The sequence below is a fragment of the Klebsiella sp. w6 genome, from assembly GCF_033100215.1.
Lineage (GTDB): Bacteria > Pseudomonadota > Gammaproteobacteria > Enterobacterales > Enterobacteriaceae > Klebsiella > Klebsiella variicola.
On record NZ_CP136907.1, the window covers coordinates 2715817 to 2733527 of the forward strand.

General features: G+C 50.8%; 18 protein-coding genes and 1 pseudogene. 16 read left to right on the forward strand and 3 right to left on the reverse strand.

Annotated features, from left to right (window positions below; all coding sequences use genetic code 11):
* The first annotated feature begins 285 nt into the window (after positions 1–285).
* On the forward strand, positions 286–945 hold the full coding sequence (locus tag R0140_RS13380) for a winged helix-turn-helix transcriptional regulator (RefSeq protein ID WP_022065813.1): 660 nt from the start codon (positions 286–288) through the stop codon (positions 943–945).
* A 66-nt stretch (positions 946–1011) separates the two neighbouring features.
* Complete coding sequence (locus R0140_RS13385) at positions 1012–1641, forward strand: helix-turn-helix domain-containing protein (protein ID WP_004891914.1); 630 nt, start codon at positions 1012–1014, stop codon at positions 1639–1641.
* A 70-nt stretch (positions 1642–1711) separates the two neighbouring features.
* Here R0140_RS13385 and R0140_RS13390 read toward each other — a convergent pair whose 3' ends face one another.
* A complete protein-coding gene (locus R0140_RS13390; RefSeq protein WP_032754410.1) occupies positions 1712–2920 on the reverse strand; it encodes an MFS transporter in 1209 nt (402 codons plus the stop codon).
* 103 nt (positions 2921–3023) lie between these two features.
* On the opposite strand from R0140_RS13390, the gene R0140_RS13395 reads away from it, so the two are divergent.
* Positions 3024–3926 (forward strand): LysR family transcriptional regulator, encoded by a 903-nt coding sequence (locus R0140_RS13395; protein WP_032735622.1) that lies wholly within the window; start codon positions 3024–3026, stop codon positions 3924–3926.
* A 41-nt stretch (positions 3927–3967) separates the two neighbouring features.
* Here the strand turns inward: R0140_RS13395 and R0140_RS13400 are convergent, their stop codons facing one another.
* Complete coding sequence (locus R0140_RS13400; RefSeq protein WP_032735620.1) at positions 3968–4855, reverse strand: LysR family transcriptional regulator; 888 nt, start codon at positions 4853–4855, stop codon at positions 3968–3970.
* A gap of 160 nt (positions 4856–5015) precedes the next feature.
* Here R0140_RS13400 and R0140_RS13405 point away from each other — a divergent pair.
* From R0140_RS13405 to R0140_RS13450, 10 genes and pseudogenes are all read left to right on the forward strand, one after another.
* Positions 5016–5621: pseudogene (locus R0140_RS13405) on the forward strand (N-acyl homoserine lactonase family protein); the annotation flags it as partial.
* A gap of 551 nt (positions 5622–6172) precedes the next feature.
* Entirely contained in the window at positions 6173–7228 is a 1056-nt protein-coding gene (locus tag R0140_RS13410) for an alpha/beta hydrolase (RefSeq protein WP_032735619.1), read from the forward strand.
* Between the two features lie 77 nt (positions 7229–7305).
* Positions 7306–7827 (forward strand): (R)-mandelonitrile lyase, encoded by a 522-nt coding sequence (locus R0140_RS13415; RefSeq protein ID WP_177341731.1) that lies wholly within the window; start codon positions 7306–7308, stop codon positions 7825–7827.
* Between the two features lie 25 nt (positions 7828–7852).
* Positions 7853–8566 (forward strand): carboxymuconolactone decarboxylase family protein, encoded by a 714-nt coding sequence (locus R0140_RS13420; protein ID WP_369821943.1) that lies wholly within the window; start codon positions 7853–7855, stop codon positions 8564–8566.
* Positions 8567–8583: 17 nt separating this feature from the next.
* Positions 8584–9168 carry a flavodoxin gene (locus R0140_RS13425; RefSeq protein WP_032735617.1) on the forward strand — a complete coding sequence of 195 codons (585 nt, stop codon included), beginning with the start codon at positions 8584–8586 and terminating at the stop codon, positions 9166–9168.
* A gap of 111 nt (positions 9169–9279) precedes the next feature.
* Positions 9280–10131, forward strand: coding sequence for an aldo/keto reductase (locus tag R0140_RS13430; RefSeq protein WP_032735616.1), 852 nt, complete (start codon positions 9280–9282; stop codon positions 10129–10131).
* 187 nt (positions 10132–10318) lie between these two features.
* Positions 10319–11347: an aldo/keto reductase gene (locus R0140_RS13435; protein ID WP_032735615.1), complete on the forward strand. Its 1029-nt coding sequence runs from the start codon at positions 10319–10321 to the stop codon at positions 11345–11347.
* A gap of 27 nt (positions 11348–11374) precedes the next feature.
* Complete coding sequence (locus R0140_RS13440; RefSeq protein ID WP_032735614.1) at positions 11375–12283, forward strand: alpha/beta hydrolase; 909 nt, start codon at positions 11375–11377, stop codon at positions 12281–12283.
* Positions 12284–12362: 79 nt separating this feature from the next.
* The gene (locus R0140_RS13445; protein WP_032735613.1) at positions 12363–13025 is read left to right on the forward strand and encodes an NAD-dependent epimerase/dehydratase family protein; all 663 of its coding nucleotides are present in this window, start codon (positions 12363–12365) and stop codon (positions 13023–13025) included.
* A 51-nt stretch (positions 13026–13076) separates the two neighbouring features.
* Positions 13077–14066, forward strand: a complete 990-nt coding sequence (locus R0140_RS13450; protein WP_032735612.1) for an aldo/keto reductase — start codon at positions 13077–13079, stop codon at positions 14064–14066.
* Positions 14067–14097: 31 nt separating this feature from the next.
* On the opposite strand, the gene R0140_RS13455 is transcribed toward R0140_RS13450, so the two are convergent.
* Positions 14098–14991 (reverse strand): LysR family transcriptional regulator, encoded by an 894-nt coding sequence (locus R0140_RS13455; RefSeq protein WP_032735611.1) that lies wholly within the window; start codon positions 14989–14991, stop codon positions 14098–14100.
* A 149-nt stretch (positions 14992–15140) separates the two neighbouring features.
* On the opposite strand from R0140_RS13455, the gene R0140_RS13460 reads away from it, so the two are divergent.
* From R0140_RS13460 to R0140_RS13470, 3 genes are all read left to right on the forward strand, one after another.
* On the forward strand, positions 15141–15926 hold the full coding sequence (locus R0140_RS13460) for an SDR family oxidoreductase (protein ID WP_032735609.1): 786 nt from the start codon (positions 15141–15143) through the stop codon (positions 15924–15926).
* A gap of 109 nt (positions 15927–16035) precedes the next feature.
* Positions 16036–16287 (forward strand): YdgH/BhsA/McbA family protein, encoded by a 252-nt coding sequence (locus R0140_RS13465; protein WP_072056601.1) that lies wholly within the window; start codon positions 16036–16038, stop codon positions 16285–16287.
* A gap of 206 nt (positions 16288–16493) precedes the next feature.
* On the forward strand, positions 16494–17486 hold the full coding sequence (locus tag R0140_RS13470; protein ID WP_174159404.1) for an aldo/keto reductase: 993 nt from the start codon (positions 16494–16496) through the stop codon (positions 17484–17486).
* Positions 17487–17711 lie beyond the last annotated feature (225 nt).

A 17711-nucleotide genomic window follows, 5' to 3' on the forward strand; every position in this document is an offset into this window, starting at 1 on the left:
CTAAAATTTATCTAATCATTTTCTTAAACTCAATTATTTTCTGGGTCTACCTGTAGACTTTCATTTAACGAATATTCAACATTTATTGCTTGTTTATTGGCATTGTTAATGCTCAGTCTATTTTTAGACCGACACCTCATGGATTAAAAAATCAATAACTTAGAGAGCATCTTTGGGCGGGTCTACTTTTAGACTGCAACTCAATATTCCGTGGATTCTTAATTTTTAAGATAATTCTTCAGGACGATACAAAAAGCGATCACAGTTGAGGAATTGAGGCTGCTTATGAACACGCGCTTAACCCCCCCGGAAAATCATGACAAATCACTTGCTCTGGAATTAAAACCATTCCGGCACATTGAGGCATTGATAAAACATGTGTTGCCAGCAGCAGAAAGAGTCGTGATCGGCAGAGGTGACGTCGTGCATTATTATAAAGATGATATCCGGCAGTGCTTTTTGCTATTGCAAGGTAGCGTTGCGCTGCACCGTCGCGGTGATGGCATTGTTTTAAATTCTGAATCAGCACCGTTTATTCTGGGCGTCAGTAGTCAGTTTTCCTCAGAGCATCTTTATGTGAGAGCGCTGGAGACGTCAGAGATCGCCCGTGTGCCACTGGATTGTTTTAATCACATCGTGGCACAACTGGATCTGTGGGAGCATTTTTCGAAACTCCTCATTTACACGGCCTCCCGGGTGTATGAGCATTGCGCACAAATCTCGCAGATGTCAGCTTATGACATCATCCGCTTTCAGCTTGTTGAACTCATGCAAGAGCCGGATGCGATACGGCAAAAAATTACGGCTGCAGCCTATATTAAGAGCCGAACCTATCTTTCACGGAGCGGGATTATGCGAATTCTGGCCGAGCTACGAACCGGGAAGTACATCACCATGGAACGGGGTATACTGCTTGATATCAACCATTTGCCTCGAAAATACTGACGATGAGGATACCCGCGACTGGAAGCCACGCTATAATCAGACAGGTCAATATTAAGGTTATCGGTTATGTCCTCTTCAGAAAGACCTCACAAAGGTTCACCCTACGCGCAAGAGCTGATTACTCACTTACAGCCGTATTGCACACCACGTAAAACCGAAAGAGGGGAGCAACTGGATTTCAAGGTGAACGGCCAGGGGGTGTGTTACCTGATCCTCGAGGGAACCGTAGCGGTTTATCGCCGAAACGATAATATGATGCTGTCCACTGCACGCAGTCCCGCCGTGTTTGGTCTTGCCAATCTGACGGATATTTACTTCGATGACTATATCAAAACCATAAACCCCTGCCTGATTGGCGAGATCTCCACCGCTCGTGTTAATGACATTATTAAAGAAAAATCGTTATGGGGACTGCTCTCAAAGCAACTGATGTTTGTGTATGGCCGACTTTACAACAACGTGATGCCGCAGGGCGCTCCGACGGCGTACGAAATGATCCGCCAGCAGTTGCTCAATCTCATAGAAGAAGATGAGAGTTATCGCGCGGCAGTCACAGCAGAACTCTACATCCGCGAGAAAACCCATCTGTCTCGCAGCGGTGTCATGCGTATTCTTGCGGATTTAAAAACGGGTGGTTTTATCGAAATGGAGGAGGGAAGACTCATCAAAATCCATAAGCTTCCCGCCAGGTACTAAATAACGCCCCTCATCTCAATTTAGCGACCACACCTGGGTTTTAAAGGTCCAGGGCAGGGCGCGCCCTGTTCTACTCAGTGGTGAAACGATCGGGCTCGAACGAACGCTTAGCCAGTTTCTTTTGCAAAACGATGACAATAATTGGGGTTCCTGATGCGGTAATTGCACATACCGCCAACAGCGTGTCCATATTTTGTAGCGCCATGCGATGGTCGGGTAACAAAAAAGCAGACAGGAAAAATGCGGCAGTTGTCATCAGATACATCATGGATGTCTGTAATGAAGAGAATCCCGCTCGTTGCTTGTTATCAGGAAACTGAATCGTCACCGCCGACGATGACACCAGACGACTGTAAGCTGCGCCGAGAAATAACGTAATAAATAGCGCCGGATGCGGATAGCCCATCAGGGGTATCAGTAAGCTCAGGATAAAAACGAGGGTCGACCCGGTCGCCAAACTCAAAGCAGAAACACGAGAGGTTAATGCGCCTGTCATTCTGGTAGACAGATACCCCGCCAGGCCCCCGCCGAAGAACAACCAGGGCAGCAGACCTTGAGAAGCCCCCAACAGCTGCGTCATTAATGGCGCCAGGACAGGAATGATCAGCATTGGACTAAACTGTACCAGCGCATTACCGGAAGCAAACAGTAAAGTATCTACATCGAGGGGCAGCGCGTGGGACGTGTCGAAAGTGACGGGATCCTGAGGGATGATGAAGATGATCAGTGGCAATGCCAACCAACACAGTGTACAGATTAACCACAACGCGACATGCCAACCGTAATGAGTACACAAAAATAGTACAGCGGGCATCCCCACGATGCTGACCATCGAAAATGACGCAATCACCGTCGCCAACATTTTTCCGCGCAAGTCAGCCGGCGTGTGGTTTATCAAAATAGTGATCCCCACCCCCATTGTCGTACCGCCAACCAGTCCTGCGAAAAAGCGCAATGTAAGAAGAAGAGGAAAACGGGTGGTCAATGTCGTCAACAGTGTCGCCATGGCTAGCAGTACCATATTAGCGATTAAAAAACGCTTCTTATTGCAACGGTCAACCCAGTAAAAGGCGATAATTCCTGACAGGACGGCTCCAGATGTGTACATACCGGATACATAGCCTGAGAAGGTGACGGGAACAGCGAAATCTGCAGCCATAAATGTAAAAACAGGGCTGAACATCATATATTCCAGCGCATTAGTAAACTGGACAAAAGCGATTACCAAAGCAATCCGAATGAGCGTCTTTTGATTAAATGTTGTGGTGACCAGTGGCATAGCAAGCGACCTGTGGATGAAAGATATCCTAGCTTAACTGCTATCAAACTTGTCGATTAGGTGGTAAAAATGGCACTCATTATTATCATATGTGGGATAGTTGATGCGGCCGGTCCTGGACTTTAATGCGCTGAAAATCTTCATTGCTGTGGTGGAACGAGACAGTTTTGTGGGGGCATCGAAAGCCCTGGAAATGCCGACATCAAATGTGAGCCGTTGCATTTCTCAGTTAGAAGACAAACTGAACCTTCAGCTCATTGAGCGCAGTACCCGACATATGAAGCTCACACAGGCTGGGCATCTACTCTATACCCGGGCGAAACCATTACTGGAAGCACTTGAGCAAACTGAAACCGAATTAACGTTGCGACAAATGCAATTCAAGGGGCCATTACGTATCTGTATTCCCAATGAAATCGGTCCTGTATTGCTGGGCTCTGTTGTTGCTGATTTCGCCTGTCAGCATCCGGATCTGGAGATAAGTTGCGTCACAAATTTGTCGGGTTATGAATCCCTGCGAGATGATCTGGATTTAGCTGTCATTGTTAGCCGTGGTCAGATGGATGACAGTGACTACATCGCCCGTCATCTGGTGACGATCCCTTGCACCATCGTTGCGGCCCCCTCCGTCATCCTGCGTTATGGCACGCCTTCTCGAATACAGCAATTTGAAGAGTTACCCTGTATTACAACGGTGAATGCGCTTAAAGGCGCTCCCTGGCAGTTTGTGAATAAAAAGGGCGGATTCGAGACGATTAAGGTTAACGGTCGTTATCGGGTCAACAGCGGAGAGATGGCAGGGCGAGCGGCCATCTCAGGTGTCGGTTTTGCCATCCTGTCGAAACAAGCCTGCCAACCCTATATTGATGATGGGCGGTTAATCGAGATTGAATTTGAACAATCGGCAGCCCCCTTGCAATTGTTCGCTCTGTATTCAGATCGGCGTTACTTGCCGGCAAAAACAAGAGCGCTTATTGATTTCATGCATCAGAGATTGAGTCATTAACAAGAGGCCATCTTCAGCGCGCCAGGGCGGCGCTGTTCTATTCAGCCGGCCGGCTCAAGCAACAAATCTCTGAGATAGCCCTCCAGTAGGGAGGCACAAATTCGCGTTTCATACGACATCATCCCAGCTGGTGGATGGAGCAACCAGGCACTAAATGGCGGGATCGGATAGTGGCTTAAGAGGGGGATGAGCGCGCCGTCTGCCATTTCTTTTCTGCAAACCGGACTTTGCAAAACACCAATGGCATGTCCCGCTAATAACCAGGAGAGGACACTCCGCCAGTGCGTGGACTGAAATTGAATATTGACGGGAACATTAATGAGTTGATCTTCGGAAGCGATCAATTGAATGCGATTACTGGCGAATACACCGGAAACAGCAGCAAATGGATAATCTGTCAGCGCATCCGGCGTGTCAGGATGACCCATTTTCGCCAGCAGAGCCGGAGAGGCCAGTAACACTCTGCGCACGGTGCCAAGCGGGCGCGCGACAAAAAAACCTTCGGAGACATCACCTAATCTCAGTGATAAATCGACCCCCTCGGTGACGGGATCGATGACGCGGTCGTTAAAAATGACATCGACCTGCAGCTCCGGATGCTCGTTCTGAAGCTGCAACAATGCAGGCATCAGCAGGCTTTCTCCGGCGGAATAGGGCGCGGCAATACGGATTTTGCCTTGCAGCCCCTGATTTTCTTCATTCACAGAAAGAGCATGCTCTGCCGCCTGAATGGCCGTTTTGCTTCGCTCATAAAACACGTTACCGCTGTGCGTTAGAGACATATTACGCGTGTTGCGCCTAAGCAAACGTGTCCCAAGATGTGCTTCCAGTTTTTCTATTCTTTCACTCACGGCGGGCTGGCCAATGCCGAGATCGCGGGCTGCAGCCGACATGCTGCCCCGTTCAACCACCCTGATAAATATGCGCATTGCTGAGAAGAGATCCATTCACCAATTATATTGGCTTTACCGATAAATGTAAGTGGGGACAGGCATCTACTGCTTTCCTGCGAAATAATGAAAAATCCAGACTCAAGGCCTGAGTCAGGCTAAATTTCAATCTATTTAATTGATTTATTGGTGGAAAATAATGATGCCAGAGATAAAGCTTTTCATGTTCCAGTCAGGAACACAGCATTGTCGATATCAGCATATCCGGATGAATCAGGGCGTGGGAGAGCATTATGAGATCCCTGTCCCCTGGTTTCTGCTGACCCATCCGGATGGGTTTACGCTGATTGACGGTGGTCTGGCTGTCGAAGGATTGAAAGATCCCAGCGGTTATTGGGGAAGTACTGTAGAGCAGTTTAAACCGGTGATGTCAGAAGAACAGGGTTGCGTGGAACAACTTAAGAGGATTGGCATTGCTCCTGAGGATATCCGCTATGTGGTCCTGTCCCATTTGCACTCTGATCATACGGGAGCAATTGGTCGCTTCCCCCATGCTACGCATGTTGTCCAGAGGCAAGAGTATGAATATGCCTTTGCCCCTGACTGGTTTACTTCGGGAGCCTATTGCCGACGCGATTTCGATCGTCCCCAACTTAACTGGCTTTTTCTGAACGGGTTGTCCGATGATCACTATGACCTTTACGGTGATGGCACGTTACAATGTATTTTCACCCCAGGGCATTCACCGGGCCATCAATCTTTTCTTATCCGCTTACCGGGTGGTACAAATTTTACGCTAGCTGTAACGAATCGCGTTTGAAATCCCGCCGACTCGCATTTATCCCGTTTTTCTGCTCGAATTAGCTGCAAATGAAAATCGCCACCTGCTCACATTAACTGCAACTGTGCTCGCATTTATCCTGTCCGGCTTGCGTTCCATTGCGCCGAAATCACAATAACTGCAAATTTGCGACACGAGGCTGTCTGTTGAAGTTGTTCCCACGAATGTGAAGGGAACCGCCCATATCACCAGGTGAATCCAGGGGCCTGAATAAAGAGCGGCCCTGACAATGAAACGAAGCGCCATACGGAGCGGGGCATAAATTGTGAGAGGCATACCCTTCTGGGAGCCACACCAGGATGAGTGCCAGTCTAAAATTCCTTAATTTATGAGAATGGCTCATAAAGCCTATCCCGTCTGACGGGATTATCCGGCAGGACAATGCCAGTACTATGTTCTTCATAACTTCTGAGCAGGCCTGTTGCCATCCTTTCCGCGTGCAGAGTTAATGCGGCCAGTCTACAGCCTCAACTCCATTAGTTATCTGCAAAAATCATCCGCCAAAGGGGAGTTTCATGAAACGTCGCATTATTAATTCAGCATTTCTTGTCGCAATGATGGGGGTCTCAACGGGAGCAGCCATGGCCGCAGATTACAGACAAAATCCGTTTACCCTCGTATATGAAGGTGCCATCACTGAGAATGTGAAAGGCAAAGTAAATATTCATCCTGTCAGTTATAAACTCAACGGAATCGATATTGCCGCTAACGTTTACACGCCGGCAAATTATGATCCAGCCAAAAAATATCCGGCCATTGTTGTGGCTCACCCGAACGGGGGGGTGAAAGAACAGGTTGCCGGTCTGTACGCCCAGAAACTGGCTGAGCAGGGGTATATTACCATTGCAGCCGATGCTGCCTATCAGGGGGCCAGCGGTGGTACACCGCGTAATGTGGATAAACCCGTAAACCGCATTGAAGATATCCATGGTATGGCCGATTTCATTTCCCGCTATCCGGGGGTCGATACAGCCCGACTCGGTCTGCTCGGCATTTGTGGCGGTGGTGGATATTCCCTGGTTGCGGCTGAAACGGACAAACGTTTCAAGTCTATTGCCACCATCAGTATGTTTAACTCAGGTCTTGTGCGCCGCAATGGCTTACAGAATTCACAGCTGGATACCATTCAGCAGCGTCTTCAGCAGGCGTCTGATGCCCGAGCGCAGGAAGCTGCGGGCGGCGAAGTCCTTTACTCCGGCGATGCCAACCTGACGGATGAGCAGATCGCCAAATTACCTTTTGCGTTATATCGCCAGGGTTACGAATACTACTGGAAGACCCATGCGCACCCGAACTCAACGTTTAAATACACAACCAGCAGTTTACTGGATTTGATGAGTTTCGACGTGACCGATCATATCAATCTGATTAACAAACCATTGCTGATGATCGCCGGTACCAAAGCTGACACGTTGTATATGACGGAAGATGCATTTGCCAAAGCGACCGGTACCAAAAATAAAGAATTATTTAAAATTGATGGCGCCACCCATATCGAAACCTACTGGGTGCCTAAATATGTAAACGCGGCAATGGGGAAACTAACGCAGTTCTATAGCCAGAACCTCTGATCATTTTGTCATTCCTGTATCCCCGCGGCGTAATCACATTGTCCGGGGATCGTTCTATCACTCACATCGGGTTAACTATGGAACATAAAACAGAATTCGCCCGTCAGGCACTGACTCGCCGCCACTTGCTGATTGCCGGCATCACAGCTATCGCCGCCTCTTTTGTCGCCACACCAGTTTTCGCACAGGAATCCGATTCAGTTCAGATTATCTGCGCGGGCAGCCAACCTGTCGCCTATGGCGCACCCGGGAATTTTACAGGGCGCGTGCGAGTCGACCCGTTGTTCCAGGCTGACAAAAATATCAATGTGTCCGGCGCTTACGTGACTTTTGAACCCGGAGCCCGTTCAGCCTGGCACACGCATCCGGCCGGTCAGCGGCTGGTTGTGGTCTCCGGTATCGGCCTGACGCAGCAGGAAGGACAGCCCGTGCAAATTATTCGACCGGGTGATGTCGTGATGTGCCCGCCCGGCGTCAAGCACTGGCATGGCGCCGCCCCTGAGAGTGCTATGACACATCTGGCCATTACCGGGAATATAAATGGAAAGACAGTTGACTGGATGGAGAAAGTAACGGATGAACAATATCACGCCCATTAAAACCTCCGCGATGGTGGCCTTGCTGATGATGGCTGGCCAGTTCATGGTTTCTTCCGTCAACGCAGCAGAAAAAGAGGTCACCGGAATGCACCACCAACAACCTGCGTCAGATACCTTGTCTGAACGCCAGCAGGCGATCCCCCTGATTGCCGCTACGATGGCAAGCAGCCAGATGGGGAAACTGAATGCGGCTCTGAATCAGGGACTTGATGCCGGACTCACGATCAACGAAACCAAAGAAATCCTCATTCAGCTCTATGCCTATACCGGTTTCCCCCGCAGCCTCAATGCGCTCAATGAACTGATGAAGGTGGTGGAGGTGCGTAAACAGCAGGGTCTTCATGATGCTGTGGGGAAAGCCCCCCAACGACAGATCCCTGTCGGAGACGAACTCCGTCGGGTGGGCGCCGAAAATCAGGCTCTGCTTTCAGGCGGACCGGTTAAGGGCGCGGTTTTTGATTTTGCACCGGAAATTAACCAGTTTCTGCAAACTCACCTGTTTGGCGATATTTTTTCCCGCGATAACCTCGACTGGGAAAGCCGCGAACTGGCAACTGTCGGAGCTCTGGCGGCCACGCCGGGTGTGGAGGCACAGTTATTGTCGCATATGCGCGCCAGTCAGCGCATTGGCCTGACGGTGGGTCAGTTACGTCAGCTGGCCCGGGTATTGCGTGAACATGGTGAAAATGAGGCTGCCGTCCGGGCTGAACATGCACTACAGCAGACACTGACCCGTTGACAATAATGGAGTTCCGGATGGAACACGATCCTACCCGCAGAATGTTGATTACTGCCCTGGCCGGATTGACGATTGCCAGTACTGTCCCGGTATCGTCCGCTGCCGGTACCGGGTCAGTACAGAATAAAAGCCGAACCCTGGTCGTCTACTTTTCCCGCAGCGGTAACTCCCGGGTGATCGCCGGTGTGATACACCGTAGCCTGACAACAGACCTGTTTGAGATTGAACCCGGCACTCCCTATCCGGAAGATTACTTTCAGACTGTAGAACAGGCGAAACAGGAACGCGCGCATGGGATCCTCCCTGCACTGAAAAACAACATAGGGGACTTCGCACGCTATGAGACGGTGTATCTGGGATTCCCCATCTGGGGAACCAGCGTACCTCCCGTCGTGCAAACCTTCCTGAGTACTCATGATCTCGCGGGAAAATTGCTTATCTCTTTCATTACTCATGGTGGGTACGGTAAAGGGGACAGCGACGAAGTGCTGGCACGCCTCGCTCCGGCTGCTCGCCGGGAAAGGCCTCTGGTCATCGAATGCGATCAGGAAAAGAAAACAACCGAGACAGTAACAAGCTGGTTAGAGGCGATACGTAGCTAATTGAGTGGTGATTAATGAACCCTGTTAATGAGTCCTAGTGAATTACGCCCTCTAATCGTATACGCCACTCTGCGTTATGCTTTTCCTGCCTAACCGATAAAGGATACCGTCATGCAAACAGTACAACTTAACAACGGCATTACCATGCCTAAACTTGGCTTTGGTGTGTTTCAGATGGTGGATGCCGCTGAGTGTGAACGGGCAGTCGTGGATGCCATTGAAACAGGCTATCGTCTGATTGATACCGCCGCGTCTTACCAGAATGAAACCCAGGTTGGTAATGCGCTGAAGCAAAGTGGTGTTGCCCGAAATGAGCTTTTTGTCACGACCAAACTTTGGTTGCAGGGTGCCAGTTACGAAGGCGCTAAAGCTCAGTTTGAGCGTTCTCTGAATCGCCTGCAACTGGATTATGTCGATCTCTACTTAATTCACCAACCTTATGGCGATGTACACGGGGCCTGGCGTGCCATGGAAGAGTTGCACCGGGCAGGTAAAATCCGTGCCATTGGCGTAAGCAACTTCCACCCTGACAGGCTCGCTGACCTGATGGCCTTCAACAGTGTGATCCCTGCCGTCAACCAGATTGAAGTCAACCCCTTCAATCAGCAGTTACACGCGGTACCCTGGATGCAAAGCCGTGATATTCAGCCGGAGGCCTGGGCGCCTTTTGCGGAAGGGAAGAACGGGTTGTTCCAGCATCCGGTGTTAACGGATATCGGTGATAAGTATGGCAAAAGCGTGGGACAGGTCGTGCTGCGCTGGCTGTTTCAGCGCAATGTTGTTTCACTGGCTAAGTCGGTACGCAAAGCACGGATGGAAGAAAACTTTAACATCCTCGACTTTGAACTGAGCGCAGAGGATATTCTGAAAATCACCGCACTGGATACCGCGACCAGCGCCTTCTTCTCCCATCGCGACCCGGCCATGGTGGAATGGTTAACGGAGCGAAAACTCGAGGTTTAATACGGATATGCCGGAGGCGAGGTGACCTCCGGCATATCATGAGGGGTGAACAACCGCCCTGCCGGGCGGCTATATCCTGCGAGAACCCGCATCCCCTCTTGCGTAAGAGAGTACTAGAAAATTGCAAAAACACCCATAAAGATGAGTGATTACTCACTCATTGTAGTGATCAACCAGGAGAGAACTTTTGCAATATTCACTATTAGGTCAGACAGGACTGGCTGTATCCCGTCTCGCGTTTGGCGCTATGACATTCTCGGATGGCAATAACGACATTGCCTCTGTCTATAAAGTCGACGCCGCATTGGCGAATGAGCTGGTTTCCGTTGCCCTGGACAAAGGGATTAATTTGTTTGATACCGCCGACGCCTACGCCGGCGGCGAATCAGAATCCTTACTGGGCAAGGCGCTGAAGCACAGACGGCAGGAAGCGGTGATCACCACTAAAGTGGGTTTCCGTAGCGGTCAGCCGTTAACTCAGGCTGGACTTTCACGCCGACACATTTTGTGCTCGGTGGATCAGAGCCTCACACGCCTGGGAACTGACTGGATCGATGTCTATGTTGTTCATATTGAAGATCCATTTACACCATTAACCGAAACGCTTCAGGCCCTGGATGATGTCGTCAGGGCGGGTAAAGTGCGTTATCTGGGGTTTTCCAACTGGTCGGCCTGGAAGGCGGCTGCTGCCATTGAACTGCAGAAAGCGAACGGCTGGGCTCCCTTCACCCACGGGCAGATGAACTACTCGTTACTTGGACGTGATGTCGAACGTGACATTATTCCGATGATCGAGCATTACGGGATTGGTCTGACCGTCTGGAGTCCATTGGCCGCAGGATTTCTGAGTGGGAAATACACCCGGGGAACCGCCCCGGATAACAACAGCCGGCTTTCTGGCTTCGATGTTTTACCCACCGATAAGGAAGCCGGTTTCCGTTTACTCGACAGCATGCACCACATCGCCCGGGCACATCATGCCAGTGTTGCCCAGGTGGCAATTGCCTGGTTGCTGTCGAAGAAAGCCGTCACCAGCGTCTTACTGGGCTCGAGTAAACGTGAACAGTTAGACAGCAATCTTCATGCCGCAGAGCTACAGCTGACCCCGGAAGAATTATCCGGACTGGATAGCCTCACTGCCCTGACGCCTTTGTACCCTAACTGGATGAATGACAATGCAGTCGATCAGGCGGTACTTCATGCACTGTCCAGATAACCTGCAGTTTAAAGCGAGATCGTGCTGATGAAAAAAAATATGGTGTTTAAAAATAACCAGATAAACCTGTCAGGAACGCTGTACTTTCCTCCAGGGTTCGACGAGACACAAACGTATCCCACGGTCATTTGTGTACACCCTGCAGGCTCGGTAAAAGAACAATCCCCGGCATTATATGCCGCAGCCCTCTCTGCAAAGGGGCTGGTTGTTCTCACCTTTGACGCCTCCCATCAGGGAGCCAGCGAAGGTGAACCGCGCTACCTGGAGGATCCCTTCCGGCGGGTTGAGGATATACGCTGTGCTGTCGATTACATCAATACCCTGTCTTTTATTCATCCGGACAAAATTGGCGTACTGGGTATTTGTGCCGGCGCAGGTTATGCCATCAGTGCCGCTACGACTGACCGGCGGATTAAGGCTATCGCCGGCGTCAGCGGCACCGATGCTGGCGCGGCGATCCGCGAAGGCTGGGACGGGAATCTAACCGCGGAAGAACAGATTCATATGCTGGAAGCCGTTTCCGCACAGCGGACGGCCGAAATAAAAGGCGCAACCGTCCGGTATATGCCCTACGTCCCGGAAACGGTGGATGAAGGCACATCGGTCACGATGCGGGAGGCCCACGACTATTACCGGACGCCCCGTGCCGGGCATCCCCGATCGTGCAATAAAGTCATGATGACAAGCCTCGACAAACTGCTGACTTTCTCCGCAACAGACCGCATTAATACGTTGTTGACGCAGCCACTCTTGCTGATCGTGGGAGAACGGTCGGATGCCCGCCGTTTTGTTGATACGTTTTACAGCAAAGCCGCCAGCCAGGATAAAGAAGTGTTTGTGGTCAAGGGAGCGACACACGTCGATCTGTACGACGTGAAACATTATGTTGAGCCGGCCTTCGAAAAGCTTGCCGGTTTCTTCTCGGCTAAATTGTGATCCCAGAGAACGACAGCCATTTCGCTGAAAACACGGGGCTGTCGGTCGTTCTGAACAAAGGGCTTGCAGGAGATTAAAATTGAAAGTCATCATCACCGGCGCCACGGGAATGGTGGGGGCCGGCGTGCTTCAGACTGCCCTGAATGCCGCGGATGTGGAAAGGGTTCTGGTAGTTGGCCGCCAGCCGACGGGCGTCACCCATGAAAAACTGCAGGAACTTATCCTCCCGGACTTATTTGAGGTTTCGGGTATCGAGAATAAGTTACATGGATATGATGCCTGTATCTGGGCTATTGGGATCAGCTCCAGTGGGATGGATGAAGCGGCCTATGCGCACATTACAGAAACGTTGACACTCAAATGGGCGAAAATGCTGCTTCGTATCAATCCCGGCATCTCATTTTGTTACTGCTCTGCTGCCGGGGCAGGAGGAAAGTCCATGTGGGCCCGTGTCCGCCAGCGGGTGGAGTCCGAATTGCTGAGGCTGCCGTTCCGCCATGCAGGCGCGGTGCGCCCCGGTATTATTCGTCCGGCACCAGGGGCACGGAGCAGAACGCCCGGGTACCGGATTGTATTACGCCTCCTCACCCCGCTATTTCTGTTGTCTCCCGTCTGGTTAGTGGTGGTGCCATCCTTGTTTACCACATCGGACATACTGGGACGCGCCATGCTCAGTGTTGTGCGGGGGAAAGCCACGTCATTTATTCTCGAGACCGCGGATATCAACAGGCTGGGCCGGTGATCTTCTGCCGGAACCGGGTATTTACGCAACAACAGGAAAAGGTACGTATCAATGCAAAAACGTTATCTCGGTAAATCAGGACTTCAGGTATCAGCGCTGGGGTTGGGGTGCATGGGGCTCAGTCACGGCTACGGCCCGGCGACTGACACTCGTCAGGCGATCGAACTTATTCGTGCAGGGGTTGAACGCGGCGTGACCTTCTTTGATACCGCGGAAGTCTATGGCCCCTATCTGAACGAGGAGGTGGTGGGTGAGGCGTTAAAGCCACTGCGCGAGCGGGTGGTGATTGCCACTAAATTTGGCTTCACCTTTGGAAATGATAACCGGCAGCAAATTTTAAACAGCCGACCATCGCACATTCGCGAAGCAGTGGAAGGTTCATTACGACGTCTGAAAACAGACGTGATCGATCTGTTATACCAGCACCGTGTCGACCCGGACGTCCCCATTGAAGACGTCGCGGGGACGGTAAAGGATCTGATTGCTGAGGGTAAGGTGAAGCATTTCGGTCTTTCTGAGGCCGGTGCGCAAACCATTCGCCGTGCCCATGCCATACAGCCTGTTGCCGCCCTGCAGAGTGAATACTCCATGTGGTGGCGTGAGCCTGAGCAGGAAATCTTACCCTTACTGGAAGAACTGGGCATTGGTTTCGTGCCCTTCAGTCCATTAGGCAAAGGGTTTCTGACGGGGACGATCCGGGCCGGGTCAACATTTGGCGAAGATGATTTTCGCAGCAAAGTTCCCCGCTTTGCGGCACAGGCGCTGGAGGCGAATGAAAAACTGGTGTCACTGATCAGCGTGATTGCCGCAGAAAACAGAGTGACCCCGGCGCAGATTGCACTGGCCTGGTTGCTGGCGCAGAAGCCATGGATTGTTCCCATTCCCGGCACCACAAAACTGCACCGGCTGGAAGAAAACCTGGCGGCAGCGGAAATCCAGCTTTCGCCAGGCGAACTGGAGAAAATCTCCCGGGCCCTGGAAACAGTTAAAATCCTTGGGGAACGTTATCCTGCCGCACTTCAGGCGCGCGTGGGCCGGTAAACGGGAGCGGGTTTGTGTATATACAGGCCCGCTATTCTGAGTGACGTAACGCATCAATCATCAGGGCAAAGGCTGGCGGATGCTGTTTACGGCTGGGATAGTAGAGATAATAGCCCGGGAAAAAGGGGCACCACGCCTGTAATACCTGGATCAGGGCGCCGGACTTCACATAGTCCTGGATCATGTTCTCCGGTACACAGGCCAGGCCAAATCCGGACAGTGCGGCATCAATTCGTTCGGGCAACAGATTAACCGTCAGTTGTCCTTCCACGCGAACACGGAGGGGTTTCCCGTCTTTTTCAAATTCCCAGTGATAAAGGCCACCAACGGTGGGCAGGCGCATATTGATACAACGATGATCCTGGAGATCATGAGGGGTTTCTGGTGCCGGGTGATCCGCAAAATACGACGGGGCAGCCACGATGGCCATACGTATATCAGGGCCTATCCTTACAGCGACCATATCTTTGTTTACGCTTTCCCCCAGGCGAATACCGGCATCGAAACGGCCTTCAACGATATCAACAAAGCCGTTATCCACCATGAGCTCTACGTGGATTTCCGGGTATTCCCGGAGAAACGGTTTGAGTTTCGGCCAGACGAGGCTGCGTGCCGCATGCTCTCCGGAGGTCAGGCGGATATTCCCTGAGGCGATCCCGTTCAACTGTATAAGGGAGTCAAGCTCCTGCTCAAGATCCGCGATGCGCGGTTCCAGGCAGGCGATAAGCCGTTCTCCGGCTTCAGTTGGCGCCACACTTCTCGTCGTGCGGGTCAGAAGCCGTATGTTTAAGCGTTCTTCCAGTGCTTTCATGGCATGGCTGAGTGCCGATTGCGTGACACCGAGTTTACCTGCCGCCTTAGTAAAGCTTCGCTCTCTGGCGACAACGAGAAAGAGCTGAAGCTCGTTAAAATTCTCTCTGAGCATTTGTTATTTTCCAGATCAAGCCATTCTCAATATACCAGACTCATGAGAACTGTTCATAGACACAATCATTTTAGCCTCATTACTGTGAGTTATGGTAACTGCTATGATCTGTCCATTGAAATATTTGCACATTCGAATCAAGGTCCATTATGAAAATATTAATTGTCGGCGCTACAGGGAGCATCGGCCTCCATGTCGTGTCTGAGGCTTTTAAAATGGGACATAAGCCCAGAGCGCTGGTCAGGAATCCACGGAAAGCCAGATTGTTACCCCACGATACCGATGTTGTTTATGGTGATGTCGCGATGCCGGAAACATTAAAGGATGTCATCAAAGATATTGATGCGGTGATTTTTACACTGGGCTCCGGTGAACAAGGTCGTATTGGCGCCAGAGCCATTGATTATGGCGGCGTTCGTAACATTTTGAAGCTTCTCACCGGCGCTGCGGTCCGCATCGTACTGATGACCACGATTGGCGTGACAGAAAGGTTGGGGGCCTGGAACCAGCGAACAGAAGTCCATGACTGGAAGCGAAGAGCGGAGCGTCTTGTGCGGGCCAGCGGACATCCTTATACCATCGTCAGGCCAGGCTGGTTTGATTATAACGAGCCGGATGAGCGTCAACTGGTTTTTCTGCAGGGGGACAGGCGCCATGCCGGAACACCGGAAGATGGCGTGATTGCTCGTGACCAAATCGCCAGGGTACTGGTTTCCGCATTAACGGATATTGCCGCAGAAAATAAAACATTTGAGCTGGTTGCGGTAAAGGGCAATGAGCAGGCCACGCTCACTCCACTGTTTGCTGATATGCTTCCGGATAATCCAATCCGCAATGATGGGGTTCATGATTTAAATAATATGCCTCCGGAGAAAGAGCCTGATTTTATCAGGGCTGACTTGTATGCCATTCATCCTGATTCGACAGCGGCGTGAATCGTCGCATTAACGGTAGGGCGGATGTTACGCATCCATCTGTATTGACATCAACCGCAGAAGTATTCTGCATTCATTTTTAATACCAGAAAGTAAAGAGGTTAAGGCAATGAAATCCACTCTGTTTATTCTTATTGTATCAACACTCGCGTCGTTAAATATTGCCAGTGCAGCACAACAAATTACCAATACAACCGGTAAAGAAAAAATTGGTGTCGTGTCAGCCGGTAATGCGTTATCTCTGGATGAACTGACCGGGGAATTATCCCTTAAGGCAGATGCCCGTGGAGCAACCTCATTCAAAATATTATCAGCCTCAGGGAATAATAAAATGCACGGGGTTGCAGAAATTTACCGGTAGTCACACCTGTCTTTTTGGTTTTGAATCACAACAGATTTTTACGAGAGTTTTCACCAAAAGATATAAAACACCGCCTGCACGCTACAGAAATATGAATAAACACTAATAGCGCTGATGCTCATCAAATATTGCTGTTTATTCTTTACTTCTGTCAAAAACGTTCACTGGCATGTTAATGCTGTTCACGTAACTAACTGGGGTTAAACATGAAATATACCAAACTGGGTAATACGGGCGTGGATGTGTCGAAGATCTGTATGGGAATGATGAGCTTTGGCAAACCTGGTAGTGAAAATGGCCTGTTTCCCTGGGCCAGAGATTTTGACGACGCCAAGCCGATTTTCCAGAGGGCGATTGAACTGGGGGTGAATTTCTTTGATACCGCCAATGTGTACCAGATGGGAAGCAGTGAGATCGTCACCGGGCAACTGATCAAGGCCTTTAATCTTGACCGGGATGACATTGTGGTATCTACAAAGGTTAATTTTCCGATGCGCCCGGACCGTCCTAACGGAGGCGGGCTTTCCCGGAAAAACATCATGGCTGAAATCGACCACAGTCTGAAGCGACTGCAATTAGACTATGTCGATTTGTACCAGATTCACCGTCTGGATCCGCACACTCCCATGGAAGAAACTATGGAGGCCCTGCACGATGTTGTCAAAAGTGGTAAGGCGCGTTATATCGGCGCTTCCTCGATGTACGCCTGGCAATTCGAGCGACTGCAGAACATCGCGGAAAAAAATAACTGGACCCGCTTTGTTTCGATGCAAAACCACTACTCGCTGATCCATCGTGAAGAAGAGCGGGAAATGATCCCCCTTTGCGAGAACCGTGGCGTAGCGCTCATCCCGTGGAGCCCGCTCGCCGGCGGCCGGGTTACCCGTCCATGGGGGACACGGACGAAGCGTTCTCAGATTGATGGCGTCTCTCCACTGGTCTGGGGAGCGACGGAGGCGGCAGATAAAGTCGTGGTCGATAACCTGGAAAAAATCGCACAACACAAAGGGGTGTCGATGGCACAGGTGGCGCTTGCCTGGCAGTTCAGTAAACCGTTTATTACAGCCCCTATCGTCGGCACCACCGCCATCAACCATATTGAAGACGCGGTCGCCGCGCTGGATCTCACACTAAGCCCGGAAGAGATCGCTGCGCTGGAGGCACCTTATATTCCTCATGCTGTCCTGAGCGTATTCTGACAGAATGTCGGGCGAGTGGACCTCATTTTTCCCCTCGTCCGGCCCACTTTACGTATCAGTAGAACGTTCAGATGCAGAGCTCCGCTCTGATTATAAGACTGACTCTTATTTATTCCACTCTGGACAGGTCAAAAAACAGTATTTGCGCCCGGGCTCTTTATCAAGATTAGCATCTGATTAAAAGGTAACCCTAACGTACTGTATTTTACGTTTCCCAAATACACG

Excerpts from the sequence above, each read along its gene's own strand:
- R0140_RS13380 (WP_022065813.1), top strand. The coding sequence starts at position 286 with ATGAACACGCGCTTAACCCCCCCGGAAAATCATGACAAATCACTTGCT.
- R0140_RS13385 (WP_004891914.1), top strand. The coding sequence starts at position 1,012 with ATGTCCTCTTCAGAAAGACCTCACAAAGGTTCACCCTACGCGCAAGAG.
- R0140_RS13390 (WP_032754410.1), bottom strand. The coding sequence starts at position 2,920 with ATGCCACTGGTCACCACAACATTTAATCAAAAGACGCTCATTCGGATT.
- R0140_RS13395 (WP_032735622.1), top strand. The coding sequence starts at position 3,024 with ATGCGGCCGGTCCTGGACTTTAATGCGCTGAAAATCTTCATTGCTGTG.
- R0140_RS13400 (WP_032735620.1), bottom strand. The coding sequence starts at position 4,855 with ATGCGCATATTTATCAGGGTGGTTGAACGGGGCAGCATGTCGGCTGCA.
- R0140_RS13410 (WP_032735619.1), top strand. The coding sequence starts at position 6,173 with ATGAAACGTCGCATTATTAATTCAGCATTTCTTGTCGCAATGATGGGG.
- R0140_RS13415 (WP_177341731.1), top strand. The coding sequence starts at position 7,306 with ATGGAACATAAAACAGAATTCGCCCGTCAGGCACTGACTCGCCGCCAC.
- R0140_RS13420 (WP_369821943.1), top strand. The coding sequence starts at position 7,853 with ATGATGGCTGGCCAGTTCATGGTTTCTTCCGTCAACGCAGCAGAAAAA.
- R0140_RS13425 (WP_032735617.1), top strand. The coding sequence starts at position 8,584 with ATGGAACACGATCCTACCCGCAGAATGTTGATTACTGCCCTGGCCGGA.
- R0140_RS13430 (WP_032735616.1), top strand. The coding sequence starts at position 9,280 with ATGCAAACAGTACAACTTAACAACGGCATTACCATGCCTAAACTTGGC.
- R0140_RS13440 (WP_032735614.1), top strand. The coding sequence starts at position 11,375 with ATGAAAAAAAATATGGTGTTTAAAAATAACCAGATAAACCTGTCAGGA.
- R0140_RS13450 (WP_032735612.1), top strand. The coding sequence starts at position 13,077 with ATGCAAAAACGTTATCTCGGTAAATCAGGACTTCAGGTATCAGCGCTG.
- R0140_RS13455 (WP_032735611.1), bottom strand. The coding sequence starts at position 14,991 with ATGCTCAGAGAGAATTTTAACGAGCTTCAGCTCTTTCTCGTTGTCGCC.
- R0140_RS13460 (WP_032735609.1), top strand. The coding sequence starts at position 15,141 with ATGAAAATATTAATTGTCGGCGCTACAGGGAGCATCGGCCTCCATGTC.
- R0140_RS13465 (WP_072056601.1), top strand. The coding sequence starts at position 16,036 with ATGAAATCCACTCTGTTTATTCTTATTGTATCAACACTCGCGTCGTTA.
- R0140_RS13470 (WP_174159404.1), top strand. The coding sequence starts at position 16,494 with ATGAAATATACCAAACTGGGTAATACGGGCGTGGATGTGTCGAAGATC.